The organism is Nostoc sp. (assembly GCF_036917755.1).
Taxonomy (GTDB): Bacteria; Cyanobacteriota; Cyanobacteriia; order Cyanobacteriales; family Nostocaceae; genus Nostoc.
In genome coordinates, this window is sequence record NZ_JBALFC010000044.1 from 62,175 (window position 1) to 87,872 (window position 25,698).

The 25,698-nt window shown below is 43.7% G+C and carries 21 protein-coding genes; 11 read left to right on the forward strand and 10 right to left on the reverse strand.

Annotated elements, in window-relative coordinates:
- Positions 1 to 119 precede the first annotated feature (119 nt).
- Positions 120 to 2,027, reverse strand: a complete 1,908-nt coding sequence (gene dxs / locus V7L05_RS11265) for a 1-deoxy-D-xylulose-5-phosphate synthase (RefSeq protein WP_335164233.1) — start codon at positions 2,025 to 2,027, stop codon at positions 120 to 122.
- A gap of 818 nt (positions 2,028 to 2,845) precedes the next feature.
- Between dxs and V7L05_RS11270 the strand changes: the two genes are divergently transcribed.
- From V7L05_RS11270 to V7L05_RS11285, 4 genes are all read left to right on the forward strand, one after another.
- The gene (locus V7L05_RS11270) at positions 2,846 to 3,301 is read left to right on the forward strand and encodes a hypothetical protein (protein WP_335164234.1); all 456 of its coding nucleotides are present in this window, start codon (positions 2,846 to 2,848) and stop codon (positions 3,299 to 3,301) included.
- 4 nt (positions 3,302 to 3,305) lie between these two features.
- Positions 3,306 to 3,896, forward strand: coding sequence for a siderophore biosynthesis protein (locus V7L05_RS11275; protein WP_335164235.1), 591 nt, complete (start codon positions 3,306 to 3,308; stop codon positions 3,894 to 3,896).
- A 74-nt stretch (positions 3,897 to 3,970) separates the two neighbouring features.
- Positions 3,971 to 4,690, forward strand: coding sequence for a B3/B4 domain-containing protein (locus tag V7L05_RS11280; protein ID WP_335164236.1), 720 nt, complete (start codon positions 3,971 to 3,973; stop codon positions 4,688 to 4,690).
- An 88-nt stretch (positions 4,691 to 4,778) separates the two neighbouring features.
- On the forward strand, positions 4,779 to 5,441 hold the full coding sequence (locus V7L05_RS11285; RefSeq protein ID WP_335164237.1) for a class I SAM-dependent methyltransferase: 663 nt from the start codon (positions 4,779 to 4,781) through the stop codon (positions 5,439 to 5,441).
- A 200-nt stretch (positions 5,442 to 5,641) separates the two neighbouring features.
- Here V7L05_RS11285 and V7L05_RS11290 read toward each other — a convergent pair whose 3' ends face one another.
- Positions 5,642 to 6,091, reverse strand: a complete 450-nt coding sequence (locus V7L05_RS11290) for a hypothetical protein (protein WP_335164238.1) — start codon at positions 6,089 to 6,091, stop codon at positions 5,642 to 5,644.
- A gap of 526 nt (positions 6,092 to 6,617) precedes the next feature.
- On the opposite strand from V7L05_RS11290, the gene V7L05_RS11295 reads away from it, so the two are divergent.
- The gene (locus tag V7L05_RS11295; RefSeq protein ID WP_335164239.1) at positions 6,618 to 7,028 is read left to right on the forward strand and encodes an endo-1,4-beta-xylanase; all 411 of its coding nucleotides are present in this window, start codon (positions 6,618 to 6,620) and stop codon (positions 7,026 to 7,028) included.
- Positions 7,029 to 7,167: 139 nt separating this feature from the next.
- On the forward strand, positions 7,168 to 7,449 hold the full coding sequence (locus V7L05_RS11300; RefSeq protein ID WP_442937852.1) for an endo-1,4-beta-xylanase: 282 nt from the start codon (positions 7,168 to 7,170) through the stop codon (positions 7,447 to 7,449).
- 125 nt (positions 7,450 to 7,574) lie between these two features.
- Here V7L05_RS11300 and V7L05_RS11305 read toward each other — a convergent pair whose 3' ends face one another.
- The 3 genes from V7L05_RS11305 to V7L05_RS11315 form a co-directional block, all read right to left on the reverse strand.
- A complete protein-coding gene (locus V7L05_RS11305; RefSeq protein WP_335164240.1) occupies positions 7,575 to 8,537 on the reverse strand; it encodes an aldo/keto reductase in 963 nt (320 codons plus the stop codon).
- 377 nt (positions 8,538 to 8,914) lie between these two features.
- Positions 8,915 to 9,220, reverse strand: a complete 306-nt coding sequence (locus V7L05_RS11310) for a small RNA NsiR4-regulated ssr1528 family protein (RefSeq protein WP_335164241.1) — start codon at positions 9,218 to 9,220, stop codon at positions 8,915 to 8,917.
- A gap of 156 nt (positions 9,221 to 9,376) precedes the next feature.
- On the reverse strand, positions 9,377 to 9,631 hold the full coding sequence (locus V7L05_RS11315; protein ID WP_335164242.1) for a hypothetical protein: 255 nt from the start codon (positions 9,629 to 9,631) through the stop codon (positions 9,377 to 9,379).
- Between V7L05_RS11315 and V7L05_RS11320 the strand changes: the two genes are divergently transcribed.
- Positions 9,625 to 9,762 (forward strand): hypothetical protein, encoded by a 138-nt coding sequence (locus V7L05_RS11320; RefSeq protein WP_335164243.1) that lies wholly within the window; start codon positions 9,625 to 9,627, stop codon positions 9,760 to 9,762. The two genes, V7L05_RS11315 and V7L05_RS11320, sit on opposite strands and share 7 nt — an antisense overlap.
- On the opposite strand, the gene ppc is transcribed toward V7L05_RS11320, so the two are convergent.
- Positions 9,725 to 12,775, reverse strand: coding sequence for a phosphoenolpyruvate carboxylase (gene ppc / locus V7L05_RS11325; RefSeq protein ID WP_335164244.1), 3,051 nt, complete (start codon positions 12,773 to 12,775; stop codon positions 9,725 to 9,727). The genes V7L05_RS11320 and ppc overlap by 38 nt on opposite strands.
- A gap of 84 nt (positions 12,776 to 12,859) precedes the next feature.
- Entirely contained in the window at positions 12,860 to 13,114 is a 255-nt protein-coding gene (locus tag V7L05_RS11330) for a hypothetical protein (protein WP_335164245.1), read from the reverse strand.
- A gap of 452 nt (positions 13,115 to 13,566) precedes the next feature.
- Between V7L05_RS11330 and V7L05_RS11335 the strand changes: the two genes are divergently transcribed.
- The 4 genes from V7L05_RS11335 to psbA all read left to right on the forward strand — a co-directional run bounded on the left by V7L05_RS11335 (position 13,567) and on the right by psbA (position 19,635).
- Positions 13,567 to 16,566: a DUF1574 domain-containing protein gene (locus V7L05_RS11335; protein WP_335164246.1), complete on the forward strand. Its 3,000-nt coding sequence runs from the start codon at positions 13,567 to 13,569 to the stop codon at positions 16,564 to 16,566.
- A gap of 18 nt (positions 16,567 to 16,584) precedes the next feature.
- Entirely contained in the window at positions 16,585 to 16,698 is a 114-nt protein-coding gene (locus V7L05_RS11340) for a histidine kinase (RefSeq protein ID WP_335164247.1), read from the forward strand.
- Between the two features lie 14 nt (positions 16,699 to 16,712).
- The gene (locus V7L05_RS11345) at positions 16,713 to 18,212 is read left to right on the forward strand and encodes an MBOAT family O-acyltransferase (protein WP_335164248.1); all 1,500 of its coding nucleotides are present in this window, start codon (positions 16,713 to 16,715) and stop codon (positions 18,210 to 18,212) included.
- Between the two features lie 340 nt (positions 18,213 to 18,552).
- Complete coding sequence (psbA, locus tag V7L05_RS11350) at positions 18,553 to 19,635, forward strand: photosystem II q(b) protein (protein WP_335164249.1); 1,083 nt, start codon at positions 18,553 to 18,555, stop codon at positions 19,633 to 19,635.
- Between the two features lie 162 nt (positions 19,636 to 19,797).
- Here the strand turns inward: psbA and V7L05_RS11355 are convergent, their stop codons facing one another.
- The 3 genes from V7L05_RS11355 to V7L05_RS11365 form a co-directional block, all read right to left on the reverse strand.
- Positions 19,798 to 20,928 (reverse strand): PepSY-associated TM helix domain-containing protein, encoded by a 1,131-nt coding sequence (locus tag V7L05_RS11355; protein ID WP_335164250.1) that lies wholly within the window; start codon positions 20,926 to 20,928, stop codon positions 19,798 to 19,800.
- Positions 20,929 to 21,005: 77 nt separating this feature from the next.
- A complete protein-coding gene (locus V7L05_RS11360) occupies positions 21,006 to 23,720 on the reverse strand; it encodes a TonB-dependent siderophore receptor (protein WP_335164251.1) in 2,715 nt (904 codons plus the stop codon).
- Between the two features lie 569 nt (positions 23,721 to 24,289).
- Positions 24,290 to 25,681, reverse strand: coding sequence for a malic enzyme-like NAD(P)-binding protein (locus tag V7L05_RS11365; RefSeq protein ID WP_335164252.1), 1,392 nt, complete (start codon positions 25,679 to 25,681; stop codon positions 24,290 to 24,292).
- Positions 25,682 to 25,698 lie beyond the last annotated feature (17 nt).

The following is a 25,698-nucleotide window of genomic DNA, read 5'->3' on the forward strand; positions in this document are numbered from 1 at the left end:
GAATTCAGAACTCAGGAGTCAGAATTCAGTATTCTGACTCCTGAGTTCTGACTCCTATTTTATTGCGATCGCCCACACCTGAGTAACAAGTGTGGGCGATTCATTCTACAAAGAATTAGCTAAACAACAGTGGATAGTTGCCGTTTAAAGAAAGCTTCTAAAACTCTCTCTGCTATTTGATGACTAGTTAAACCTAGTTCTGTTTTAGATTCATTGGGTTCAGCATGATCTACTAACACATCTGGTACACCAAATCGCTTGACAGGAACTAGAATATCTGCATCTAGTAAAGCTTCCGCGATCGCACTACCAAAGCCACCCATTACACAGCCTTCCTCCAAGGTGACAACGCGACCGATTCTCTTAGCCAAAGGCAAAATCAACTCGGTATCCAAAGGCTTAACGAAACGGGCATTAATTACAGTTGCTTCAATGCCGTGTTCGCTGAGAAGTTCAGCAGCTTGCATTCCTGGATAAACCATTGTGCCATAGGCGACGATTAACACATCATCGCCTGTACGCAGAATTTCGCCTTTGCCAATTTCCAAAGGTTCCCAACCTTCCTCCATCAGGGGGACACCGTAGCCATTGCCACGAGGGTAACGCATAGCGATCGGTCCACTGGTATGGTTAACACCAGTTACGATCATGCTTTGCATTTCTGCTTCGTCCTTGGGTGCCATCATTACCATGTTGGGAATGCAACGCAGATAGGCAATGTCATACATACCTTGGTGGGTGGGGCCATCAGCACCGACAATTCCTGCCCGATCCAAGCAGAAGAATACTGGCAGGCTTTGGATGCAGACATCATGAACTATCTGGTCATAGGCGCGTTGCAGGAAGGTAGAGTAAATAACGGCGATCGGGCGCATACCCTGAGTTGCAAGTCCCGCAGCTAGGGTAATCGCGTGTTGTTCAGCAATGCCGACATCAATATATTGATTGGGCAATTTTGCTTGAAGTTTATCTAAGCCTGTCCCCGTTGCCATTGCCGCAGTGATCCCGATGATTTTCGGGTTTTGTTCGGCAAGTTTTACCAGAGTGTGAGAAAAGACTTTGGCATAAGCCGGGGGTTTGGGTTTGGTGGAAGGAATGGCTTTGCCAGTTGCTACATTGAAGGGGCTTTGGGCGTGGTAGCCAACTTGATCTAGTTCGGCAATTTCATAGCCTTTGCCCTTGACTGTTGCTACGTGTACCAAAACTGGGCCTGGGATCTGATGTGCCTGTTGGAAAGTGGCAATCAATTCTTCGAGATTATGCCCATCCACTGGCCCAATGTAGGTAAAGCCGAGTTCTTCAAAAACTGCACCTACCTTAGGAACAGCCAAGCGCTTCATACCTTCTTTAATGCGTCCGAGTTCAGGTGACAGGGATTCGCCAACGAAGGGAATTTGCTTAAACTGTTCCTCAAGATTATCCTTAATAAATTGCACCGGTTGACTGAGGCGCATTTTGTTGAGATAGCGGGGAATCGCGCCGACGTTGCGAGATATAGACATATCGTTGTCGTTGAGAACAACCAACAGGTTCGTTTTTGGCAGGTGTCCAGCATGGTTGATGGCTTCTAAAGCCATACCCCCAGTCAGCGCCCCATCGCCAATCACAGCAACGGCTTTAAATTTTTCCCCTTTCAAGTCTCGCGCTAAAGCCATGCCCAATGCGGCGGAAATACTTGTAGAAGCATGTCCAGCCCCAAAGTGGTCAAACTTATTTTCACCGCGTTTGAGATAACCGGCAACTCCGTCCTTTTCTCTGAGGGTGTGGAAGCGATCGTAACGTCCTGTCAGCAGTTTGTGGGGATAAGCCTGGTGTCCTACATCCCAAATCACTTTATCCCGATCTAAGTCCAGTGTCTGGTAAAGTCCTAGTGTTAATTCAACAACACCCAACCCTGGCCCCAAGTGTCCACCGTTAACTGCTACCGTTTGGAGATGCTTATCTCGAATCTGACGGGCAATCTGTTGCAGTTGGCGAACAGATAAACCGTGCAACTGATTAGGATGGGTGATTTCGCTCAGATGCATATTATAGGGTTTTCCTCTCTAATTTCGAGTTTCGGTATTTTGATTTTCCCACGGCCGGGTTGTTCACAGAATCAAACTCTTACATTGTTACTAAGTTGTAGTGGAAAGTATAACTTCGTAATTAATAATGGTGAAAAATTTGTTCCCTATTAACAATTCGTCAAAATGAGCTTGCAATCAGCTAAAGTCATAACACATTTTTGTCAATAAGTAATGTTACTTAAAAATAGTCATTTAATCCGTATACAAAAATAAGCTTTTCAGGAGCAATTTGGGGAAATTCCATAAGTAGATTACTCAGTTTTGCCTTTTAAAGTTAGTCCAAAAGAAAGTTAAATATCTCATTTATAACTATATATTCAGCATAATTGCTGATAAATATTTTCCTATTGTTTCTTTTATTCTTCGTTAAGAGTAGCTAATTTTCTCAGCGATCGCTAGTTGATCTGAGCGCGACAAAAAATATGTATGTAAAAATACTTAGTTATTTTATGGAAACAGAATTCAGGAGCGGAGCAATCCCAAGCTCCGCTTCTGAATTCTTCTTCAACTAAATTTCAGCATTTGTTTAGTAAATTAATATTCCTAAATTAATGAGTAAATTTTATCGTTCATTTTATGTAAAATTTTTGAGTATTTTACTGATAAAGTAGAGCCAAAAGCCCGTCAGGGTGATTTGGATAGTTGGAAACTAATGTCTCATGCTTTATGAAGCTAATGTAAAAATATTGGCTGCCAAATTAGAAAACTTTATAGTTACTTAACAAATCTGTTGCCAGCAATTAAATATTTACTCCAAGTACATCACGAGAGCGGCGATGGAATCTGAATATCTTAATTTGCTAACTCCTCAGCAATTACCAACTCAGTTAACCCTGAGTGATGAGATGGATGAGCGAGTGTCTGAGGCACTCAAGTTGATATTAGAAGCGGTTAACCATTCCTGTGGTGACCTAGCAGGGGATAAGCTGAATCAAGCCTTAATTATTATCGGGGAAACAAAGCGATCGCCAGTTAATGATCTACTAACTCATAATAGCTTCTTAAGTTTAGAAAAAATCGACGACTTTGATCGCTACTTTCAAATAGTCCACGTTCAAACTGAGGATACTGCTATTGTTCTTATTTCTAGTCTCCTTGTTGCCCTTCGAGAATTTTTGTTGCTCTCTCAGTCGAAGGACTTTAACTCTAGCAAAGTCGTCGATTTAAAGAAGGGCTATCAGGAGTATGTAAAGTTACTTACAAGAGTGTTTACTCTATCTTGGGAAGAATAGCTAAATGTCACCACAATCATTAGAGATTTGGAAAAAACTTCACTGGTCGTTTTTTTCGATGATTCAAGCTTTAAATATTGCGTTGCAGAGGTTTGAGCAAGCAATGATTAACGAAAATCTCGCTTTAGCTCAAGTAGAATTAGAATCTGCTGCCACTCTCATGTTAGCCTCTGGTGCAGCGATGGAACTGGCAGCGAGTTTTAATCCAGCAGACTATGACCAGCATATTCGTCCGACAATGATTCCTCCTTATGTTGAGTCTCATGACTTTAGTGGTTTAATGTTATGGGATCATTTTTTCCTGGTGGCAATTTGGATGCGATTAAAGCCCATTTTTGAAAATCTCCCCCCGGAACTGCAATCGAGCCATGAACGGTTTGTTCTAGCCTACAGAAGTTTAGCTCACGCCCATAAGGGAGTTTGTTCTAAGTTTGGGGGTGGCGAAACAGGTAGTATACGTTCAAATTCAGTCGGAATTTCTGCCCAAAAAACTGCGGTTGAGACTTTAGAGCAATTTGAGAAAAATCGTGAACGGTTACTCGATCCCCAACATCGGGTAATGTCAGGTTATCGGTTCGATCATCAATCCGCTTAATTTAACTAGGAGCAATCCTTTGAAGTTATCCCTAGCAAAATTAAGCGGATTATAAACCGATCAAGAAAATCACAATGAATGCAACCATCCGTATTGATGAAGCCATCTTCAATAACTATCCCACCTTTCGCCGAGGAATCGTCATTGCAACACAACTACAAAACCAAGGGCATTCAGAGAGCTTAGAAAATACGCTCAATGAAGTCATTAGTCAAGCATCTCTGCATCCCATTGATTTAAAAACAGATCCTCGGATTACTGATTGGGATGAAGCTCATCGTCAATTTGGCTCAAACTTCAATAAATTCATCCCGGCTCATCGGAATTTGCTGAAAAGAGTTCAAAAACCAGGCACATCTATTCCTTTTATCAATAAGGTGGTTGCAATTATGAATATCAACTCTATCCGAGATGTTATTCCTGTAGGAGGAGATGACTTAACAAGTGCAGGAACTCTCTTAGAACTGCGTTATAGCAATGGTAATGAACGTTTTACTCCGATAGGATTACCAGAAACCATTGAAAATCCTGATGTCGGGGAAGTAATTTATGTTGCTGCTGATTCAGGAGAAGTGATGTGTCGTCGCTGGAATTGGCGCAATGGACATAAAACCCGGATTACAGAAACAACTCAAGTGATTGTAATGAATATTGATGCTCTCGGAGAAAACAGTGAAGAACGAGCCATTACAACCCGAGATTCCGTGGCCGAAATGTTAGCAAAATTCTGTCACGCTCACGTACAAACGACTCTTCTATCGCCTGAAAACCCCTTTTATCAATTGGAAAACTAAGCGATCGCATATCGGAGTAAAATTTTTCTGTTCCCTAAATATGGAGCAGTTATTCTATCAAATATCTAACTTTTGAGGAAAGATTGAAATGTTGAAAAATTGGCAAATACCTGAAGGGATACGTGATTATATCTTAACAATCTCACTACACGAATCTGATATTTTACGTCAAATCCGGGAGGAAACAGTAAAATTGCCATATGCGAGTATGCAAATCCCTGCCGAACAAGGTCAGTTTATGGCGTTTCTCGCTCAACTAATAAATGCCAAGAAAATCCTTGAAATCGGTGTGTTTACTGGTTACAGCGCACTCTGGTTTGCCTTAGCGTTACCACCTGAAGGTCGGATTATTGCCTGTGACATTAGTGAAGAATGGACAAACATCGCTCAACGCTATTGGCAGCAAGCAGGCGTAGCCAACAAAATTGACTTGCGGGTGGCACCTGCACTACAGACACTAGATGCTTTATTAAGTAACTCTGAAGCCGAAACTTTCGATTTGATTTTTCTTGATGCAGACAAAGAAAATTACCTTAATTATTATGAACGCGCACTACAGTTAATACGTGCTGGCGGATTAATTATCATTGATAACGTGCTTTGGTCTGGGAAGGTAATTGACGAAGAATTTCAAGACACTGAAACCGTAGCCCTGCGATTACTGAATGAAAAACTCTACAAAGATGAACGGATTGACATCACCGTTCTAGCGATCGCGGATGGGCTAACTTTAATAAGGAAGCGTAGTTAATAACCCCTTCGGGGCGGGAGTAGGGAGTAGGCAGAGACGCGATTAATCGCGTCTGTACTAGGGAGTGGGGAACACAAGAGAAAACTAGAGATAGAAAACTTGGTTTTATGCCTCGCCCGATGTTAAGCGGCTTAGTTTCCCCACTCATCGTGGTAGGCACAATTGATGAATTGTGCCTACCTCATTTTCAGATGTCTTCTCTACTTGCTAAAAGCATCCTTGATGTTATCAACAGTGCGTTCAACAGCATTCTTTGTCTTGTCTACTGCTTTTTTAGTACGACCGGCATCTTCGTCTGCTCTTTCCTGAATTCGAGCCGCATCTCTCTTGGCTTTGCGTTCAACAAAACTACCATTGTCATCGGTTGCTCGATCAACTTTATTGGCATTGTTCTTGGCAGTTTGCTTAACTTTATCTGCCGTATCTTGGATGAAATTTTTGGCTCGTCCAGCATCTTCGCTGGCTTTTTCTTGAACTTGATCGCCCGCGTCTTTCGATGCAATCAAGGTTGCAGTGGGATTAGCCATTGCTGAGGTGTTCGAGAAAAATGCACCTTGCCAAACGAAAGCGATCGCTAACATACAAAACAGTGTTGTAGCCATCCAGCGTTTTACGGTGGAAAACTGTTTTGTAAAATAATTCAGTTTCATAGAATACAGTCTCATGTGATTTAGTATACTATTTTTACTTCATTTAGCTGATTTGCCATATCGTTCCCTAGATAGAGGTTTTTGCGTCATAAGTTGTTAAAGGAATTCACTATTTAGATAGATTGAATTTTGAGTAAAGATTTTTTCTCTGGTAATCAAGGAGCGAATTAAACATTTTAGAGCTTTTGGCATGAGCGATCGCTGTTCACTTAATGGTTATATCTTGACTAATTCCGAACTTACGCATTGACAAATTAGACAATAAATGCAGTAGTGACAACCAGAAAAGAATAGGCGATGCGGGTTAGTTCTACCCTAGCCAGTAGGGGACTGGAAAGATGGATAATTTACGCTGTCTCTATTGAGGGCATGAGCAATCAGAGTAACTACCAAAGCATCCACGGCAAAGTGTGACCTCAACACTTATAGCCCTACTTAATCATTCGTGAAAAGTTAGATCCCGGACTTCTCAAAGAAGTTGGGGATCTGGACACCGAGAATTTTCACAAATCATTTTCCACCGACAATGAAACAACTCAAACAACATGTTAGTGGGGTGATGGGACACTATAAAAATAGCCCAGTTTTAATTTCTTGGGATATCACTAATGAAATTATTGCAGCCAATCCAAACGCGACAAGCGATCAGGTTTATGGTTTACTTCCAGGATTAACACCGGAATATATTCTAGAGTTGTTTAAATTTGCGGCTTCGGTTGATAGTACTAAGCTATTTTACCTAAACGAGAGTAGTATGGAAGGCGCTTTATGGAGAACAGACCGTTGGTTAGCATTGATCGAATACTTGAAGAATAATGGAGCTAAAATCGACGGCGCGGGTGTCGAATCGCATCTATGGTTTTCTACTGCCTATAATTTTGACGCTACAGGATTTAGTTCTCTCTTAAAAAGACTTAACAAAATTCGGTGGGTTTAAGTCCCCGGCTACAAAAGAAGCCGCAAGTATGTAAGTCTTGTTCTAAATCCCCGTTACAAAACTGTACTTCCGACTTCCGACTTCCGACTTCTTTAATAATCTTGGAGTTAAACCAATAATTTCAGAATTAGATATTATCATTGATTTCCCATTACCCAGCACTATCCAAAAGTTAGACCAGATGGTAGCTGACAATTACAAGCGATATCTTGACCTATGTTTTGCGGCTGATGTTGATACTGTAATTACATGGGGGATTACTGACAAATATTCTTGGATATTTGATCCCAATTATTTGCCAGCAACATTTCAAGCCAATCAAAGCGCCCAGCAATTTCTGCGTCCGCTTCCCTACGATCGCAACTTACAACCTAAACTTGCCCGCAATGCTATTGCCCAGGCTTTTCAGCGAGCAACTTAATACTATACTGCACCTAAGCGTAATTGACACTCAACGCAGGCTAACATACGTTCTGATGAAGACAAGTGCCGCAGCTACGCCCGTCGTAGACATCGCTAATCTTCTAGACTACGTTAGCTCTGGCGTCAAGCTGACATCAATTGTTGGATGCGCTGTGGTTCGTCTCCCAGCCAATCTGGATTTTGGGCAGTGCTGTCAAAAATTGATGAGGTTTTGAATGGCTCAAACTCGCCGCGTGATGCCGCTTCTGCTGTTTTTGCTAAGAGCGATCGTAGCTGCTCGTCGTTCATTGGCTGGAATGTTTGCACTGCTTCAAAGGCTTGCTCTAAAATCTCCATGCTATCAATTCCGGTAATCACAACTGATGTCGGTAGATTCAAAGCATAGTGTAAACACTCAATTGGTGTTACAGTCTTTGATCGTAAAAGAATACCGTTTGCTAGGCTTTTCATCCCCAGAACACCGATGTTTTGTTTTACCAGTTCTGGTACAACCAGCTTTGCAAAGCTGCGGTAGTGAGCATCCATCACATTCAGCGGCATCTGCACTGTATCAAATTTAAACCCGTGAGTAGCTGCAACTTCCAGCATGTGCAGATGAACATGGGGATCTTTGTGCCCAGTGAAGCCGATGTATCGGAGTTTGCCAGCTTCCCGCGCCTCAATTAAGGCAGCATTCGCCCCTTCTTCGTCAAAAACTCGATGCGGGTCTTCATAACGAATGATTTCGTGATGCTGCACAAGATCGATGCAATCCACTTGCAGACGTTGAAGTGATTCGTCTAGTTGTCTTGCTGCTTCTTTCTTAGAGCGACCGTCGATTTTCGTCATCAGGAATACTTTATCTCTGTAGCGATCGCGCAGTGCTTTTCCCATGCGAATTTCGCTGACTCCATCGTTATAATCCCAACTGTTATCCATAAAAGTGATACCGCGATCAATCGCTGTTCTCACAATGCGGATACCCAATTGCTCATCAACGTGCTTCAAGCCAATATGCCAACCACCCAATCCGATAGCGGAAACTTTCTCTCCTGTACTGCCGAGAACTCGATATAGCATTTCTGAATTTGACGTAGTTCCTGACATATATTCTCCAAGTCTTTCAGCTATTGCTTAAGTAGATATAGCTGTGTGGCAATTCAAATACAAGGGAAAGTTGAGAATATCTTGCTGAAGATAGACTTTTCAAGCCGATCAGAAAAAGACTCAAGAAGCCAAAATACCGATGTCAATTTGGGATGTTTGAGGTAAACGAATTGAGTTGATGGGTTAAAACGGCGGTTACAAACCGCCTCTACACAGGCAAAACCCACCTCCGTGGGTTAAGAATCCTTGATTTTGATTAGTCCACGGAGGTGGACTTCGTTTGTGTAGCCGCGACTTCCAGTCGCCCTGGCTCTAAATTGACTGTGCCCCTACAACATATATGGTTCAAATAAATGAAAACTGCTGTAAAACATCAACTATTTGCCAGCATAAAAAAAGGCAATTTCTTTTTCTTTTAACGGTGCGAAACCAGCATCTACAAGTAATTGGTCGAGTTCTGCTTGGGGAATGTGTTTTGCACCAATTCGCACAATGCGCGATCGCATCGTATTAGAGACGCCACTACGCTGTCTATTGCCTTCTAGCGCCATGACTTTACCATAAAGTTCGAGCTTGGCGGGCGGAATCGGAGAACCATCAAAATCGATTCCCTGTGCGATCGCTTCATCAATAGCATCAGCACCTGTGGTAGTTTGATTCCCTGGGTTAGTTTCGGTAGGCATGGTGATTTGCTCTTATTCGCTACGGGTAGATTTTACCAGTCTTGCTGACACCAACGCTACTTACTAGCTTTTTTGCTATGGATCTACAGATGGGCATTAGTGTCAACTTAAGGTTAAAAGGGCGGTTCAAAACTGGTGAATGACCTTCCGCCAAGGCTAATTACGAATTTGTCGCGTCACCAAACCCCCAGCAAACGCCCCTAAGATAGTGCCTGTCCATAGTCCTGTTGTGCTACCTTGCCATATTGCCCCTGGTGTCATCCAAGCGTTGCACATCTCCTTTAAACCCCAAGGTTGGTTTTGGCACTTTTGGCTATGCAGCATTATGGTAATTTGCCCACTAGTGTAAGCACCAAAAAAACCTGATGACAGCGCCAAAAAAGTGCAAATTAAAATTCTATTTTTTGTCATTAGTCATTAGTCATTTGTCATTTTTCCCTTATTCCCATGCCCCATGCCCAATGCCCCATGCCCAATGCCCCATGCCCCATGCCCCATTCCCAATCAACCAGTATTTCTCATCCCAGCAGCAATACCATTAATAGTTAACAATGCCCCTCGCAGTAACTCGCCTTTGCTGTAACGAGAGTGGATGACTCCAGAAGTAGCACTAGTATTTTGGGACTGTCGTAGGCGCTTGAGTAGGGAAACTTGAATAAATCCCAAGGGTACAATTGTGCCATTGCGTAACTGCACAGATCGTTGCAATACAGGATCACCATCTAACAGTCGATTGTGATCGGTGATTTTTAACACCAAATCCCTTGTCAGATAGAACTCGCTGGCAATTTGATCAAAAACCTTGGCAAAACGAAGTTTATCTTCTGGTTTTGATAACTCCTGAACGTAGTGATGTGCCATTTGCATATCTACTTTTGCCAAAGTCATCTCGGCCTTAGAAATCACCATCTTGAAGAAAGGCCACTTCACGTAAAAGTAGCGCAGCAATTTCAAGTGTTCTTCTGGTTCTTCGTTCAAGAATTCTTGTACAGCTGTGCCAACGCCGTACCAGGAAGGCAGTAAAAAGCGAGTTTGTGTCCAGCTAAATACCCAAGGAATAGCTCGCAAACTACTTAAATCTTTCTTACCAGATGGGCGGCGGGCTGGACGGGAACTGATTTGTAGCTGGCTAATTTCTTCAATGGGAGTTACTTCGTGGAAGAAGTCAACAAAATCAGGCTGTTCGTAGATTAAAGCACGATAATGTTGACGCGATCGCGCTGCTAATTCTTCCATAATCTCATTCCAGGGTTCAATATCATCAAACCCTGTCCGCAGCAAGCTAGCTTGAATCACAGCCGTGGTGATGGTTTCCATGTGGTACAGTGCCAAGTCCAACAAGGAATATTTGGAAGCTAAAACTTCTCCTTGTTCGGTAATCTTGATTCGCCCATTGATACTATGACCCGGTTGAGCCAAAATCGCCTCGTAAGCAGGTCCCCCACCCCGTCCCACAGAACCGCCGCGTCCGTGGAAAATCCGCAAGCTTATATCATAGTTTTCTGCTATTTGTTGCAGTGATTTTTGGGCTTTATGAATTTCCCAGTTGCTGCTTAAAAAACCAGAGTCTTTGTTACTGTCAGAATACCCCAGCATGACTTCTTGCAAGTTCGGGGTGAGGGGGGATGAATTTTCGTCCACACTCTCTGGTTTTGTCTGTTCGTAGCCTCCGGCTAACAAAGCGCGATATAACGGGAGTTCAAAGAGTTTCCGCATGACGCTTCTGGAGCGTTGTAAATCTTCTACTGTCTCAAATAGGGGGACAACTTGAATAGTTCCGACAGCAATAGCGGGATCAAAAAGTCTGGCTTCTTTGGCTAACAGTAGTACTTCCAGCACGTCGCTGACATCGCGGCACATGCTGATAATGTAAGTTTGACAGATGTTAAGACCAAATTCTTGTTGGAGCGATCGCACGACACGAAAAGTCTCAATTACATCGTTGGTTTTTTCCGAAAATGGCAATTCTGCCGGAATTAATGGCCGACGGGTTTGCAGTTCTCCTGTGAGCCAAGCGACTCTTTGTTCCTCAGAGAGTTCGTTGTAAGGTTGAGATAATATTTGCAGGTATTCTAGGATCTCATTGAGCGCATCGGCGTGGCGGGATGATTCTTGGCGAATATCTAACTGTGTCAAGTTAAAACCAAAAATTTCTACCTGACAGATCAGATTTTCTAATTCTCGACAGCTTAAACCTGTTTCTGTTAAGTTGCGCTCAATCATCCGCAGTTCTGCTAAAAAATCGGCTCCCGAAAGATATAGGGGGCTGTCTTGATTTTTTGGCGTTTCCCGATTATATAAAGCTAAATTGCGATCGCGAGTATTTTCCAGCCGTTTCAGTACATAAGCCAGTTTCAGCCGATAGGGTTCTTGTCGATAACGTAGCGCCAGTGCATCATAGACTTCACTCAACTGCGACTGATCCAACTCTAGAGATTCCAGTAAGTCTGGTAAAACATCACTCCAGTGCATCGACACACTTAACAATTCAATCAGATTTTTCACTGACTGAATATATCTCCCTAGCACCATTTTGCGCTGATAGCAAGCTGTCTGCCAGGTAATTTCGGGTGTAACTGATGGGTTTCCATCCCTGTCTGAGCCTACCCAGGAACCGAAGGAGCAAAAGTTTTTACTCGGTGGTTCTAGCCAAGGAAAGGTATTGGATAAGGTGTGTTTGAAACGTTTATATAGTTGGGGAATGCCATCAAATAAAACTTCTTGGAAGTAGTGCAGGGCATAATCTACTTCATCTAGCACCGTCGGTTTGAACTGGTGAAGTTCGTCTGTGCGCCACCACAGGCGAATTTCTTCGAGCAATTGTTCGCGGACATCTGCTGCTTCCCAAGGATATGCTCCTGGTGTGCTACCAGAGTGGTTTTCCAAGGCATCCAGTTTTTGCAAGAGTTGCACCACCTGTCGCTGCTTATCTCGGATGGTATGACGCACAATTTCCGTCGGGTGCGCGGTGAAAACTAAGCGCACATCCAGATGGGCAATTAGACGTTGAATTTGCTGGGGTGGTACATTCAGCTTGAATAAATAGGGAAACAACGCAGCGAAAGTACCTTTTGGTTTGACTAATTCTTTTTCTAGATAATTCTTTCTCAGCAACTCTGCTGCTATTCCCCTGCTAACAGGCGCGTCATCTTCTCTTTGATTGGAGGAATAGTTGACATTGGCTGGTGTTTGCGGCTCTGTAGCCTCTGTTTCTGCCTCATAGCGACTCAATTGCTGCCGTTGTTCGTATTCCTGCTCTATGATGTTAATCAACTGAAAATAGAGAGCGAAAGCACGAGCCGCGCGGATTGCTTCGTTGATATTTAGTTGTTCAATCAATTTGACGGCTGAGGATGCTTGATCATTTGTTGCTTGTCCTTCTGGTGAACATAAATCGCGCAACTGCCCCAACAGGTCTACCATATTTTGACCGCATTCTTGCCGGAGAACTGACTCCCACAATTTTTCCACTACCTGGAGACGATGGCGCAAAAATAATTCCGACACCGGGTATATATCAGCAGTTTGAGACGAAGAGTATAAAAGGGAACCCATATTCTCTATTCTTGTAAAGCTAATTACTGTTTACGGTTCTAGGCTTTGCACTTAATGCTCACCGGGTTGTTCCTGAGCAAATAATTATTTGGTGTATATATTCTCATCGGGATTAGTTTCGTGTTCATCTGGGAAGTCGAGATTGGGTAGGCGATCGCCGCGAAATAATTCTTCACTGGCTTCCCCTATGGCTTCTAATGCTCTGACTGTAGTTTTTCCGGTAACGAGCAGCAGTAATATAGACGCTGTACCTATTTGTAAAAGGAAAGATTGGGGAATGGTAAATAAATCCAGATTGGATGCGGGGTTAGGTGAAGATTGTTGTTTGGCAGGAGGCATTGCTAATTTTTGGTTATGGGAATTATTGAGAGACGCGATTAATCGCGTCTGTACAGGAATCAGGAATTGGGAGTTAGGATGACTCCAACCATCAAGGGATGCAGTTTAAATGGGATAAGCTTGTTGTTTGTTTCGCTCATCAGGGGCGTTAGCGCAGTGGTAAGCAAGTCCGGCTTTAAAGGACAAGTGATCAGCTAGTCATATAGAATTATTCTGACTCCTAGCTGCTAACTCCTAACTTCTGAATTTTGACTCCCTATTAGTAAAATAAACGCAAAACTCAACATTAGTCAGACTTGCAACCTGTACAACACTATCTTGTCCGATTTTGTGAGCTACGAAGGTAACAAAATTGTTAAAAAAAAACCGTCAGAGTGTGATAGACCTATGGTTCTAGTTTACAAGTGCAGGCACTATCCCCCAACGATCGCTTTCTGTAAATTTAACTTCCGATGAAAATAGTATTACCAGATCGCCAGCAATCCTTATTGCAATGGGTAAGCCAAGCAACAGGGATCAACACTTTCGGAGTGAAAGTCCGGTTGCGGGGAAATGACCTTCATATTCTTTGTGAAGGTACAGAATGTCCGCAGCGTTGGCACACTTTGTCTGACTTGCTGCAAGCATTACAGCAAACTGACTTGGATATCCTCACAAGCAACGAAGAACCCTCAATATATCAAGTATTTGTCTATGGCCGCAGAAAAGGGGAACAGCGCCCCAAATGGTGCCATCGAGTTCACTTAAATCAAATAGAAAAGCATCTTGAGCAGGTGCAGCAAGCGCTGCTAGCAGACTCGGAAAAATCAAAACAATCGGCTGGGGCGCTAATTGTCTCTAACGAAAGTTTGGCACGCCAAGGCAACCCAGAAGCGATCGCTCGGTATCTGTCCGAAACTCTGAGTGTGTTAGGTGTATCGGTACAAGTAAAGATTAAGCTATATAAGCCAAAGAACTCTCAGCCGGAAGAAAATCGCCTGTGGATATTTTGTCAGTCCAGCTATAGCCCTGATGCCTCATTGCTTGCTGAACCAATAGCACAAAAGTTGCGCCATCTCAAGCTTTCCGGCTACCAAGATGCAGTAATTGTTTCCCAGGTGAGCGGCGAAACTGCCCCTGATTGGCTGCTGCGGGTGGATTTGACACCACCAGAGGTAATGCTGAAAGAGTGGGCGCGTTGGGGGGATATCCAAGCGATCGCTCGATTATTAACTGAGGTATTGTCAGAGTTAAAAGTTGCTGTCCAAGTTTCTCTGAAAGAATCAACTTTACATATTTTTTGTATTCCAGCTTATGATCCCTTGGGAACTGCCCCAATTCCAGACAAGGTAGTGTGCTTAGAGGCGATTTTACCCCAGCTAGAAGCGATCGCACCTCAAGGCATTCTCGCCGCCACCGTATACGGACAAAAAGCCGGTGACAAGGAACCCACTTGGATTGATTGGCTAGCTTTACCCGCCACAAAGCATCCCGCCTTTGCCACATCACCGCTAGATTTAGCGAATACTGGCGACCAACCAGCGATCGTATTTTTACTGGAGCGTTTACTCAATCCTGATTTGGATTGGCGGCTATTGACAGGTGGAATGCGCGTACTCCTGTTGGTCAAAAATGATTTATTGCACATCATGTGTGATGCACCTGTTTGTCCAGGGCGGGAACAAGTAGCAAATAAAATTACCCACTTTATCCGCCAGTTAAAGATTCCTGGTATTATGGGGATACGTGTCTACGGTCGCCGTGCTGGGAATAAAGAACCTTTTTGGCACTATGGCCTTGATCTTGAGCATCGCCAGCGTTTAGTCCCCGAAGCAACCCCAGAATTTGCTGCTACTTCTGAATACGTTAACGATCTAGTAACTTCTGAAACTAACGAACCAATTTTGCGCCCCGATTTAACGACAGAAGACGTTCAAACTTTTGTGACAGAAGTAGCGCGAGGTTGGATAGCAACAGCCAGTGCAACAGCGAAAAAATTCCTGTTGACAAGCCAGCTATTTACCGAAAGCCACAAGTCAGCCGAGACAAACCCTGATGCTCAAGGACTTAAAGTGGTTCTTGTTTGGGGAACACTGGGATTATTACTCACCCTCCAAACTGATTGGGTATTGGGTCAAATTATCGCCCACACTACGCCCACTAATATTTTACCCCCATCATCCTCTGGGCAAAAGGCATCTTTGACATCGGGGAAAAATCAGAGCGATCAAACGAAAATTTCTACCAACACTGCTAAGAGAAAATACCCTCCAAACCAGAGTTCTGTATTTAATGCTTCGGAATTTACTCAAAGTGATAATATCCCGATCAAGAATTTGGCAGCCGCACCACTGAAGGAAAAAGCAACCGCTACCGCTATTCTTTTAGCAGCGCGATCGCAGATGCCAAGTTTCAATGTTAGGCAGTTAGACGAGCAACTAGCACTGTATAAACAGCGTTTGGCTAGAACTGGGACACCGCCAGATGTGTTGGTTATTGGCTCCTCCCGCGCCCTCAGAGGAGTAGATCCCGCAGCACTTTCTAAAGCTTTAACGACTCAGGGCTATCCAAATCTTGACGTGTTTAACTTTGGGATCAACGGTGCTACTGCACAAGTTGTAGACTTTTTGATTCGCCACGTACTGGAACCATCAGAACTGCCTAAAATAATTATCTGGGCAGATGGTGCCCGTGCTTTCAACGGTGGACGCGAGGATATTACCTTTAAATCGATCACTGCATCAGCTGGTTATAAACAAGCATTCCAAAAAACACCAACAATTGCAAATAGTAATGATTTGCCACAAAATACAGTAAATCCGCCAGAAGAGAAGACAAACGAAGAAAAACCAGAGATTAGTATCTATGAAGCCGTCAATCAGTCGTTAAATGAAGCTCTAGCATCTGTTTCTGCTAGCTATAAAAACCGCGATCAAATTAAAAGTTTACTGCAAAAACAACTGCTCATACCTAGTCATAATCAGACAGTTGCATCAGAAAAACAGCTAACAGATGGTACTTCAGATGAGAGTACTTCTCAACAAGCAGTTGACTTTGATGGCTTTCTACCTTTGTCTATTCGCTTCAATCCCGCCAGATACTATCAAATACATTCTAGAGTTCCCGGAAATTACGACAACGACTATAAATCTTTCCAAATCGAAGGACAGCAAGATGCTGCCCTTCAAGAAGTGCTTCAGTTTGCCCAGTCTCATAAAATTTCCTTAGTGTTTGTGAACATGCCTCTGACGGGAGATTATTTAGATCCAGTGCGTAGACAATATGAGCAAGAATTTCAGCAATATATGTTGCATTTGGCTACTAATCCCAACTTTATTTATCGTGATTTGAGCCAAAAGTGGATAAAAGCAAATGACTACTTTTCTGACCCCAGCCACCTGAACCGCTTTGGCGCATACGAAGTCTCGAAAAAGTTGGCTAATGATCCGATGATTCCTTGGCCAGTGAAATAGGGGAGTGGGGAGTGGGGAGTGGGGAGTGGGGAGTGGGGAGATGAGGGAGATGAGGAGAATAACCAATGCCCAATGCCCAATGCCCAATGCCCAATGCCCAATGCCCAATGCCCAATGCCCAATGTTCAATGACAAATGACTAAAAAATGAACTTTATATCAATTTTCTATGGGCTGTTCTTGTTGAGTGTGTTAGGAATTTACTGGTCTTTAGCACAACAGAAATTGCGATTGTGGACGCTGCTAATTGCTAGTTTGGTTTTTTACGCATCTTTGCAGATTCAGTACATACCATTACTATTAGCATTGACGTTTATTAATTTTCGTGTGGGGCTGGAGATTGGAAACAACACATCACCAGGTAAACATTCTCGTGACTGGCAAATTTCTAACGAAGAGTGGCAATTTGCCCAAACTGACTGGAATCTTCGCCGTCTAAAACTTTTGTGGCTGGGTATAACGCTAAATGTTTTACTATTATTAGGTTTTAAGTATTTTACCCCTTTATTCAAGTTTGTTTTTCATCTCCAAACAAACTCACCAGATAGCTCTTTTAAATTGATTGCACCCTTGGGAATTTCATTTTTCACCTTTGAATGCATTGCCTATTTAATAGATGTCTATCGCGGTGCCCCTGCTAGTGAGCAGTTTCTCAAATTTGCCACCTACAAATTATTCTTCGCCAAACTGATTTCCGGCCCGATCACGCGCTACCACAACTTAGGAAATCAATTCAATACACTAGATTTCCCTAGTAGCGATAGAGTCGCCCAGGCGCTATGGTTGATTGCTAGAGGCGCAGTCAAAAAAGGTATTTTTGCAGACCACTTAGGAATTTTTGTCGATTTATGTTTTGGTAATTTGCAACGGGCGGGTAGTACCGATCTCTGGTTAGCTACATTCGCCTACGGGTTACAGTTATATCTAGATTTCAACGGTTACGTAGACATTGCCCGTGGTAGTGCTTTGCTTTTCGGCTTGGTTCTACCTGAGAATTTCGACTTTCCCTATTTCAGCACCAATATTGCCCAATTTTGGCGGCGCTGGCATATCACTCTCGGAGATTGGCTACGTAACTATCTCTATTTTCCTTTGGGTGGTTCCCGTCGGGGTTTAGTCCGTACCTGCTGGAATTTACTTATCATAATGCTAATTGCTGGTATTTGGCACGGTGCTGCTTTGGGTTATGTCGTTTGGGGCATATTGCACGGGTTAGCCTTGGTGGTTCATCGACTTACAGATGCAATGAGCGATCGCTTTGAAAGTTTAGAAGAATTCTGGCAAAATCCTCTGGGGATCTTTGTCGCTTGGTTATTGACCCAACTGATGGTTTTTACTTCTTGGATTTGGTTCCGCCTACCTAATCTCCAAGACTCTTCTTTGGTATTTCGGCATCTTTGGGGTTATCCAGCTGACGCCCAGTTTGCTGAAAAGGTCTATGTGGAAGCCTTAAATATGAGCCAATACCAACTCACTTGGGTACTTCTAGCGATCGCTGCACTTATGGGTGTAGTCTATGCCTTCAACCGAATTCTGAAGTTAGAGTTCAACTGGCCTCTTAAGCTTGTCTTCGTGCCTCTATGTTTCTACGCTGTTTGGTTATTAGCTCCTGAAGGCAGTTTGCCATACATCTACTTTGATTTTTAACTCAAACATCAAACAATATAGAACTTATTGTCTGGTTACAAATCAGCAAGACTTAAAATTTTGACCACAGGCTAATTGTAAAGAAGTGTAAAGGAAAGTAGCTAGGCGATCACGTCATTGAAAGTTACATTTCCTTTGGTGTTGAAATACCTTAATCAAGCCTCAATTCATTATTATTTCATAGTAGGAAAAGTTTACAGTTTGATGAGTTTGTTAAATAACAATATTACAGAATATTAAGTCACAGATCGCGTCAAAGTAAATTCATGTAAACTGTATGTTCAACAGGCGATAAAATCCGCTTGTTCCATATTTAAGAACCCATTGCACTTATAAAACCATGACCACAACCTTACAACGGCGCTCTGACGCTAGCGTATGGGATCGCTTCTGCGAGTGGATCACCAGCACCGACAACCGTATATATATTGGTTGGTTTGGTGTTTTGATGATTCCTACCCTGCTAGCTGCGACCACCTGCTTTGTGATTGCCTTCATCGCTGCTCCTCCTGTGGACATCGATGGTATCCGCGAACCAGTTGCAGGTTCTTTGATCTACGGAAACAACATCATCTCTGGTGCAGTTGTTCCTTCTTCAAACGCCATTGGCTTGCACTTATACCCAATCTGGGAAGCTGCTTCCTTAGATGAGTGGTTGTACAACGGTGGTCCTTACCAATTGGTAGTTTTCCACTTCTTGCTCGGTTGCGCTGCCTACCTGGGTCGTCAGTGGGAACTTTCTTACCGCTTAGGTATGCGTCCTTGGATCTGCGTAGCTTACAGCGCACCTTTGGCTTCCGCTACCGCAGTATTCTTGATCTACCCCATCGGTCAAGGTTCTTTCTCCGACGGTATGCCTTTGGGTATCTCTGGAACCTTCAACTTCATGATTGTGTTCCAAGCAGAACATAACATCTTGATGCACCCCTTCCATATGTTAGGTGTGGCTGGTGTATTCGGCGGTTCCTTGTTCTCTGCAATGCACGGTTCTCTAGTAACTTCTTCCTTGGTGCGTGAAACCACCGAAACCGAATCATTAAACTACGGTTACAAGTTCGGTCAAGAAGAAGAAACCTACAACATCGTTGCAGCCCACGGCTACTTCGGTCGTTTGATCTTCCAATACGCTTCTTTCAACAACAGCCGTTCACTGCACTTCTTCCTAGCAGCTTGGCCTGTCGTCGGCATCTGGTTCACCGCTTTAGGTATCAGCACGATGGCATTCAACCTGAACGGTTTCAACTTCAACCAATCAATCATTGACTCTCAAGGTCGCGTCATCAGCACTTGGGCAGACGTAATCAACCGCGCTAACTTGGGTATGGAAGTAATGCACGAGCGCAATGCTCACAACTTCCCCCTAGACTTAGCTGCTGGTGAAGTTTATCCTGTAGCAATGACTGCTCCTGCTATCAACGGTTAATACTTCAGTATTAGCTAAATAAAAAGCGCCCTCCAGAAATGGGGGGCGCTTTTTAGTTGTAATTACTTTAAAAAAAATGAACCGTTTAGAGCAGAAATCATGTATTTGAACCACATCTGTCGTAGGGGCACAGCACTGCTGTGCCCCTACTGCGTGGTTTATTTACCTGAAAATAGCTGTAATAGATCGTGTAGGAGAGTTTGTTCGATAGCGATCGCGCCACATCACGAAGCCAGTAACGAATAAAATTAACGGTGCAAGTCCGACAAAAACGTAGAAAATCCGAGATGGAAGTCCCCAAAAAGTGCCGTAGTGCAGAGGTATAAAAGAATTGAGGACGCGATCGCCCAATGGCATCTTTAAAGCATTATCAACTCGCAAAACCTTGCCACTGTACTGGTCAAGATAAATATTACTATTCCCATACTCTTCATTTTCCTGCGGTAGCTTCATGCGAATTTGTAAAGCATCTTCTGGTTTACTGGGAAAATAAATGCTTTTGGTAACAGCACCAGCTAAGGCAGCATCAGCAATTTTGAGTTGTTCTGTCAGTCCTAATGTTGATTTACTAGGAATTGGCTTGGATACTGGCTCAGATGGTTTTGAGGTGAATGTGACAGCGTAAATAATCGGCTCAGTCAAATCGTAGAAGTTCCAGCAAAAGCCCGTAAAGCCAGTAAAGAATAAAAAAAACACAGTGATAATGCCAGCCACTTTGTGAATGTCAAAGTTCACCCGCTTGGGATGAGCATCAAGCTTGATTTTGAAGCCTGCAATCAATTTGCGCCAACCAGGCCAGAGAACTAAACCTGTGATGGTGAGTATACACATTAAAAAGGCAGCAATGCCAACAATTACAGTTCCGGTTTCGCCCGCCATCAAGCTGTAGTGCAAACTAAGTGTTAGACCAATTAGAGTTTTATCCGTTATCCGCTCACCGATAATTTTGCCTGTATAAGGGTTGATAAAAACCTCTTTCCTTTGCACATCAGTTGATGACAACTGCCCCACATAGGGAGAAGAAGGATTATCTGGCAAATAAATCCGAAAAAGATGGAAATCACCTCGCGCGGGATACTTCGCCTCAATTGTATTCACCACAGACTCTGGAGATAACTGCACCTGTTGGGGAGTAATGTGTCCATATTGTTGACTAATCATAAAGTGGTCAAAATCTTGCTCGAACACTAACAGGCTACCTGTCAAGCCAACGACAATTAGCAACAGTCCAACACAAAAACCGATAGAACGGTGCAGGTAAAAAACGATATCACGTACTTTTTTCCGGTTCATAATCGCTACAAGAGCAAGTTGGGTTTTTTAAACTCTGTTGTTCCCTCACCTTTGCATTGAGGAGGGTTAGGGTGAGATCAAAACTCCACAGAAATCGTTCCCAGAACAGTCAACGGCGCACCAGGACGCAGATAGTAGCCTTGAGAATCGTAATACTGAGTACTAAAAAGATTCTTAAAGTTCAGCCCAACCCTCCAGTTATCCCGTTTATAGAAAATGGTGGCATCAGCACGCACATAGGAGGGGATTTTAAACGTGTTGGGGAGTGTAGCTTGGCGATCGCCCGTGTAAAATACTCCCCCACCAAACCCCAATCCTCTCATACCACCGGTTTGAATTTCATAAGTCATCCACAGACTACCCCCAGCACCGGGAGCATTTACAAGAGAGTCACCTACAGGGTTATTTTCGTCACCTACACTTACAAATGCGTCGTTGACGAAGTAGGATGCAATCACATTCCAGCCTGGTAGAATCTGCCCAGAAAGGTCAAATTCCAAACCGCGACTTTTCACCTCTCCGATAGCGATGGAATAGTCAGAGTTACTAGGATTGGGATCGGTTGTAGCGACATTTTCCTTGGTGATATCATAGGCGGCAAAGCTAGCGGATAGCCTGTCTTTAATCAGTTCTGCTTTGAGTCCCACTTCATACTGAGTGCCGCGTTCTGGTGGTAGTTGAGTTCTATCTACTGTCTGCGAAGAACTGGGATTAAACGAGCGGCTGTAGCTGGCGTAAATAGAAATTGGCTCAATTGGCTGATAAACAATGCCAACGCGAGGGGAAAAAGCCTCATCATAAAGCCGTTCAACTGTAGCATCATCAATCGGCTCTCTACCGAAAGAATCCAGCAATTGAGAGCGATTTTTGCGGTGAACAAAGTCATACCTGCCGCCCACCAATAGCTTCAGATTTGGCAGCAATGTAACTTGATCTTGCAGATAAAGGGCGATCGTATTGCGCTCAAAACGATCCCTTGATGCGGCCTCATCAAACTCTGATGGCGGGGAAGCACCATATACAGGATTGAATAAATCAATACTGGGAGTCAGTGCAGTAGAACTTCGGAGATAATCGTAGCCATAGATATATTTATTCCACTCCAACCCCACAAGAACTTGATGTTGGATGGAACCTGTATTGAAATTACTGATTAGATCGTTTTGCAGAGAATAGTTTTGTAAATAACCCGGACCAGCCGCAAACCTTCGCCGCACGGTACGACCATCTACAATGTTATTCGGTCGAAACTCTGACTCTTCAGAATCATCCAGCGTAACGGAAAAGGCACTGCGGAGCCGGATGTTTTCACTGAAGCGATGATTGACGTTCAGAAATACAGAGTGTGTCTCTTTGGAGAAATGATCGTCCGGCTCCCCCAAAAAACGACTGATCGGAGCTTTAAAAACGATTGGATCGGGCGGAAGACCATCATAATAGGTGCGATCGAGTTTGAGGTATTCATATTCCAGTGTCAATGTTGTCGCATCACCAATTTTGTAGCTCAGTGCTGGTGCGATCGCAAATACTTTCTGATTACCAAAATCGATAAAACTACCGGAGTTCTCGTATGCAGTATTCAGACGATACAGCAACGTTTTGTCTGAGTTAAGGGGTCCTGAAATATCAATGGAGGGACGATAAGTGCTAAAACTTCCGGCTGTAAATTCAGCGGAGTAATAAGGCTCGCTGAGTGGTTGTTTGGTAATGTAATTCACCACACCTCCCGGCTCAAACTGTCCATATAGCACTGAAGCCGGACCCTTGAGAACTTCGATCCGCTCAATGTTAGTCGGATTCACAAAGTTGTCCTGAGCGTAAAAACCGTTTCTCAAGTTGTCATAGGTTGTGAATCCCCGAATGTTGTAATTATCTGTAGCCCCGGCATAGCCCCCTTGTGGAGTCACACCACTGACATTCCGTGCTGCATCGCTAATCCGTGTAATTTGTTGATCTTTGATGACTTGTTGGGGGATAACTTGAATCGACTGGGGAATGTCACGGGTTGGGGTATCAGTTCTTGTAGCAGTCGATGCATCTGGTACGCTGTATCCGTCTTGTTCACCCGTTACTACCAACTCAATCGGTTCATCACTAGATATAGATGGTTTTGGCTGTGTTTGACTTTCTGGCTTTTGTTGTTCAGGAGTTGCTTGAGTTTGCGCTGGCTGCTGTGTTGGCGCTTGGGATGCTGCACTAGCCACAGCGAAGATCAGACCCTCATTTGGACTATCAAACAACTCGACTGTTGGTACACTCCCTTCACCAATCACTGTGACTCGGATAGTATTGGCATTCAAATTCGTGACTGTTATCTGTGCAACACCCGCAATTGGTTTTTCAGAGCGGAATGTAAATGCTTCGCCACTCGGTAAGTGCAGTTGAGCATTAGGAATATCAGTGATGAAATTGCTACCAGCACTGCGATTGACTAGTTGCAACTGTTCCCCTTTGGTTGTCTGTAAAATAATCTCCAGACCTTTGGCGGTGGGATTTGCCTTAACTGAGATAACTTGCACAACTGAAGTTGGTGGCGTGTTTGGTGCTGGCGACTGTACCAGTAACATTTGGCCGCTGGTAATAGCGGGTTCTACCTCACTTAGTTGCTTAAGAATGCGAGTTACTTCATCTGCTTTAGCTTCTTGCACTACTTTCGCAGGACGAAGCCAATTAACCAATGAATTAGATTTGGGTATATCTTGCGCTTTCGCAGGCTTAACCACCAAAACCGTTAAAACTATCAACAGCCACTCCAGTCTGCAACTGAAGATTTTGAATATTCGCTTGCTCATTCCTCACCACATACCGTAGTATCCTAGATTCCAGGAATCTTTATTTAGGATTTATTATCAATAGAATACAGTAGTTTGTAGCAAAAAATCCTATTAACGGATATGCCGAAACGGATTCTTTTAGGTGTTTTGGTGAAGTTGCTCCTGTAGCAATGACTGCTCCTGCTATCAACCAATACGCTTGGGTTAAGGCTAAAACTCTTTGTGAAAGTTAATTTTTTTTAACGAACCGCAGAGGCGCAGAGAACACAGAGAGAAGGAAGAAATGCTTAACTGAACTGTATTGTGCTATCAACGGTTAATATTTCAGCAAGCCCTAAATAAAAAGCGCCCTCCATTTCTGGAGGGCGCTTTTTAGCTTGAATAGCAAGAAGCCTCTCGCCGTTCCCGTTGGGAGGCGATGAGATGAATTGCGCGTGAGTGACGAATTGACATTTCCCTGCAAAATTGAGCATCGCTCAATCAGCAATATTGGTCGATGAGGAACGAACTAACTCAAGTTTTGAGTAAGTCTATATCCCCATTACAAAACTGTACTTCCGACTTCCGACTTCCGACTTCCGACTTGTTTAATTCCGAGCGATACCTTCTTCACGCGCTGCACGTTGCACAGCAGCAGCAACAGCAGTGACGACGCGCTTATCAAAGACTGAAGGAATAATATGTTCCCGATCCAAGTCTGAAGGCTTGACTAAGGTGGCGATCGCACTTGCAGCTTCCAGACACATTGTGGTGGTAATTGTCTGTGCCCGACAGTCTAAAGCACCACGGAATACTCCAGGAAAAGCTAGGACGTTATTGATTTGATTGGGATAGTCGCTGCGACCTGTAGCGATCACAGCAACATCTTCACTGATTAATTCTGGCTGAATCTCTGGGATGGGATTTGCCATTGCAAATACAATTGGGTCTTTCGCCATTGAATGCACCATTTCTGGTGTCAAAACTCCCGGTACACTGACACCAATAAACACATCTGCCTCTGACATTGCACCCGCTAAGGTACCCTGAGCTTTCACGGCAAATTCGAGTTTTTCTTCTGTCAAGTTGGTGCGACTAGTAGAGATAATCCCTTTAGAGTCGCACATCCAGATTTTTTCTGCCCCAGCTTTACGGAGTAACCGAGCGATCGCTACTCCCGCCGCCCCAGCACCGTTAATCACGATCTTGATTTCCCCTATTGACTTTTGTACCAACTTTAGGGAATTAAACAAGGCGGCTAAGGTGACTATTGCTGTACCGTGCTGGTCATCGTGAAAAACCGGGATATCTAACTCTTGGCGTAATCTCTTTTCAATTTCAAAGCAGCGAGGGGCAGCAATATCCTCTAAATTCACGCCCCCAAACACCGGAGCGATATTCTTAACTGTCTGGATAATCTCTTCTGTATCTTGGGTGGCCAGACAAATGGGAAAAGCATCCAGCCCCGCAAATTCCTTAAACAGCATTGCTTTGCCTTCCATAACTGGTAGGGCGGCAGCTGGGCCGAGATTTCCCAAACCCAAAACGGCACTACCATCGGTAACAATGGCAACAGTGTTTTGTTTGATGGTTAAATTATAAACTTCCTCTGGGTCTTGAGCGATCGCTGTACAAATTCGACCGACTCCGGGCGTGTAAGCCATTGCTAGATCGGAAACACTCTTCAGGGGAATTCTGCTGACAATGCTGATTTTGCCACCGCGATGCAAATTAAAGGTGCGATCGTAGAGACTGAGTAACTTGATATCTGGCAATGCTTTCACTGCTTGTACAATAGTTTCAGCGTGTTCAGTACTAGCAGCATCCACAGTCAGATCGCGGATAGACTCTTTGCGGGTTTGCTCGATTAAATCAATTTGACCGAGATTACCGCCAGTGGCTGCGATCGCGTGGGTTATTGACGCTAACATCCCGATGCGATTGGGAATCTGCAAGCGCAGCGTCAAACTAAAACTAGAATTAGGAGTTAGGTCTGCCATGTTGATTTTGGATTTTA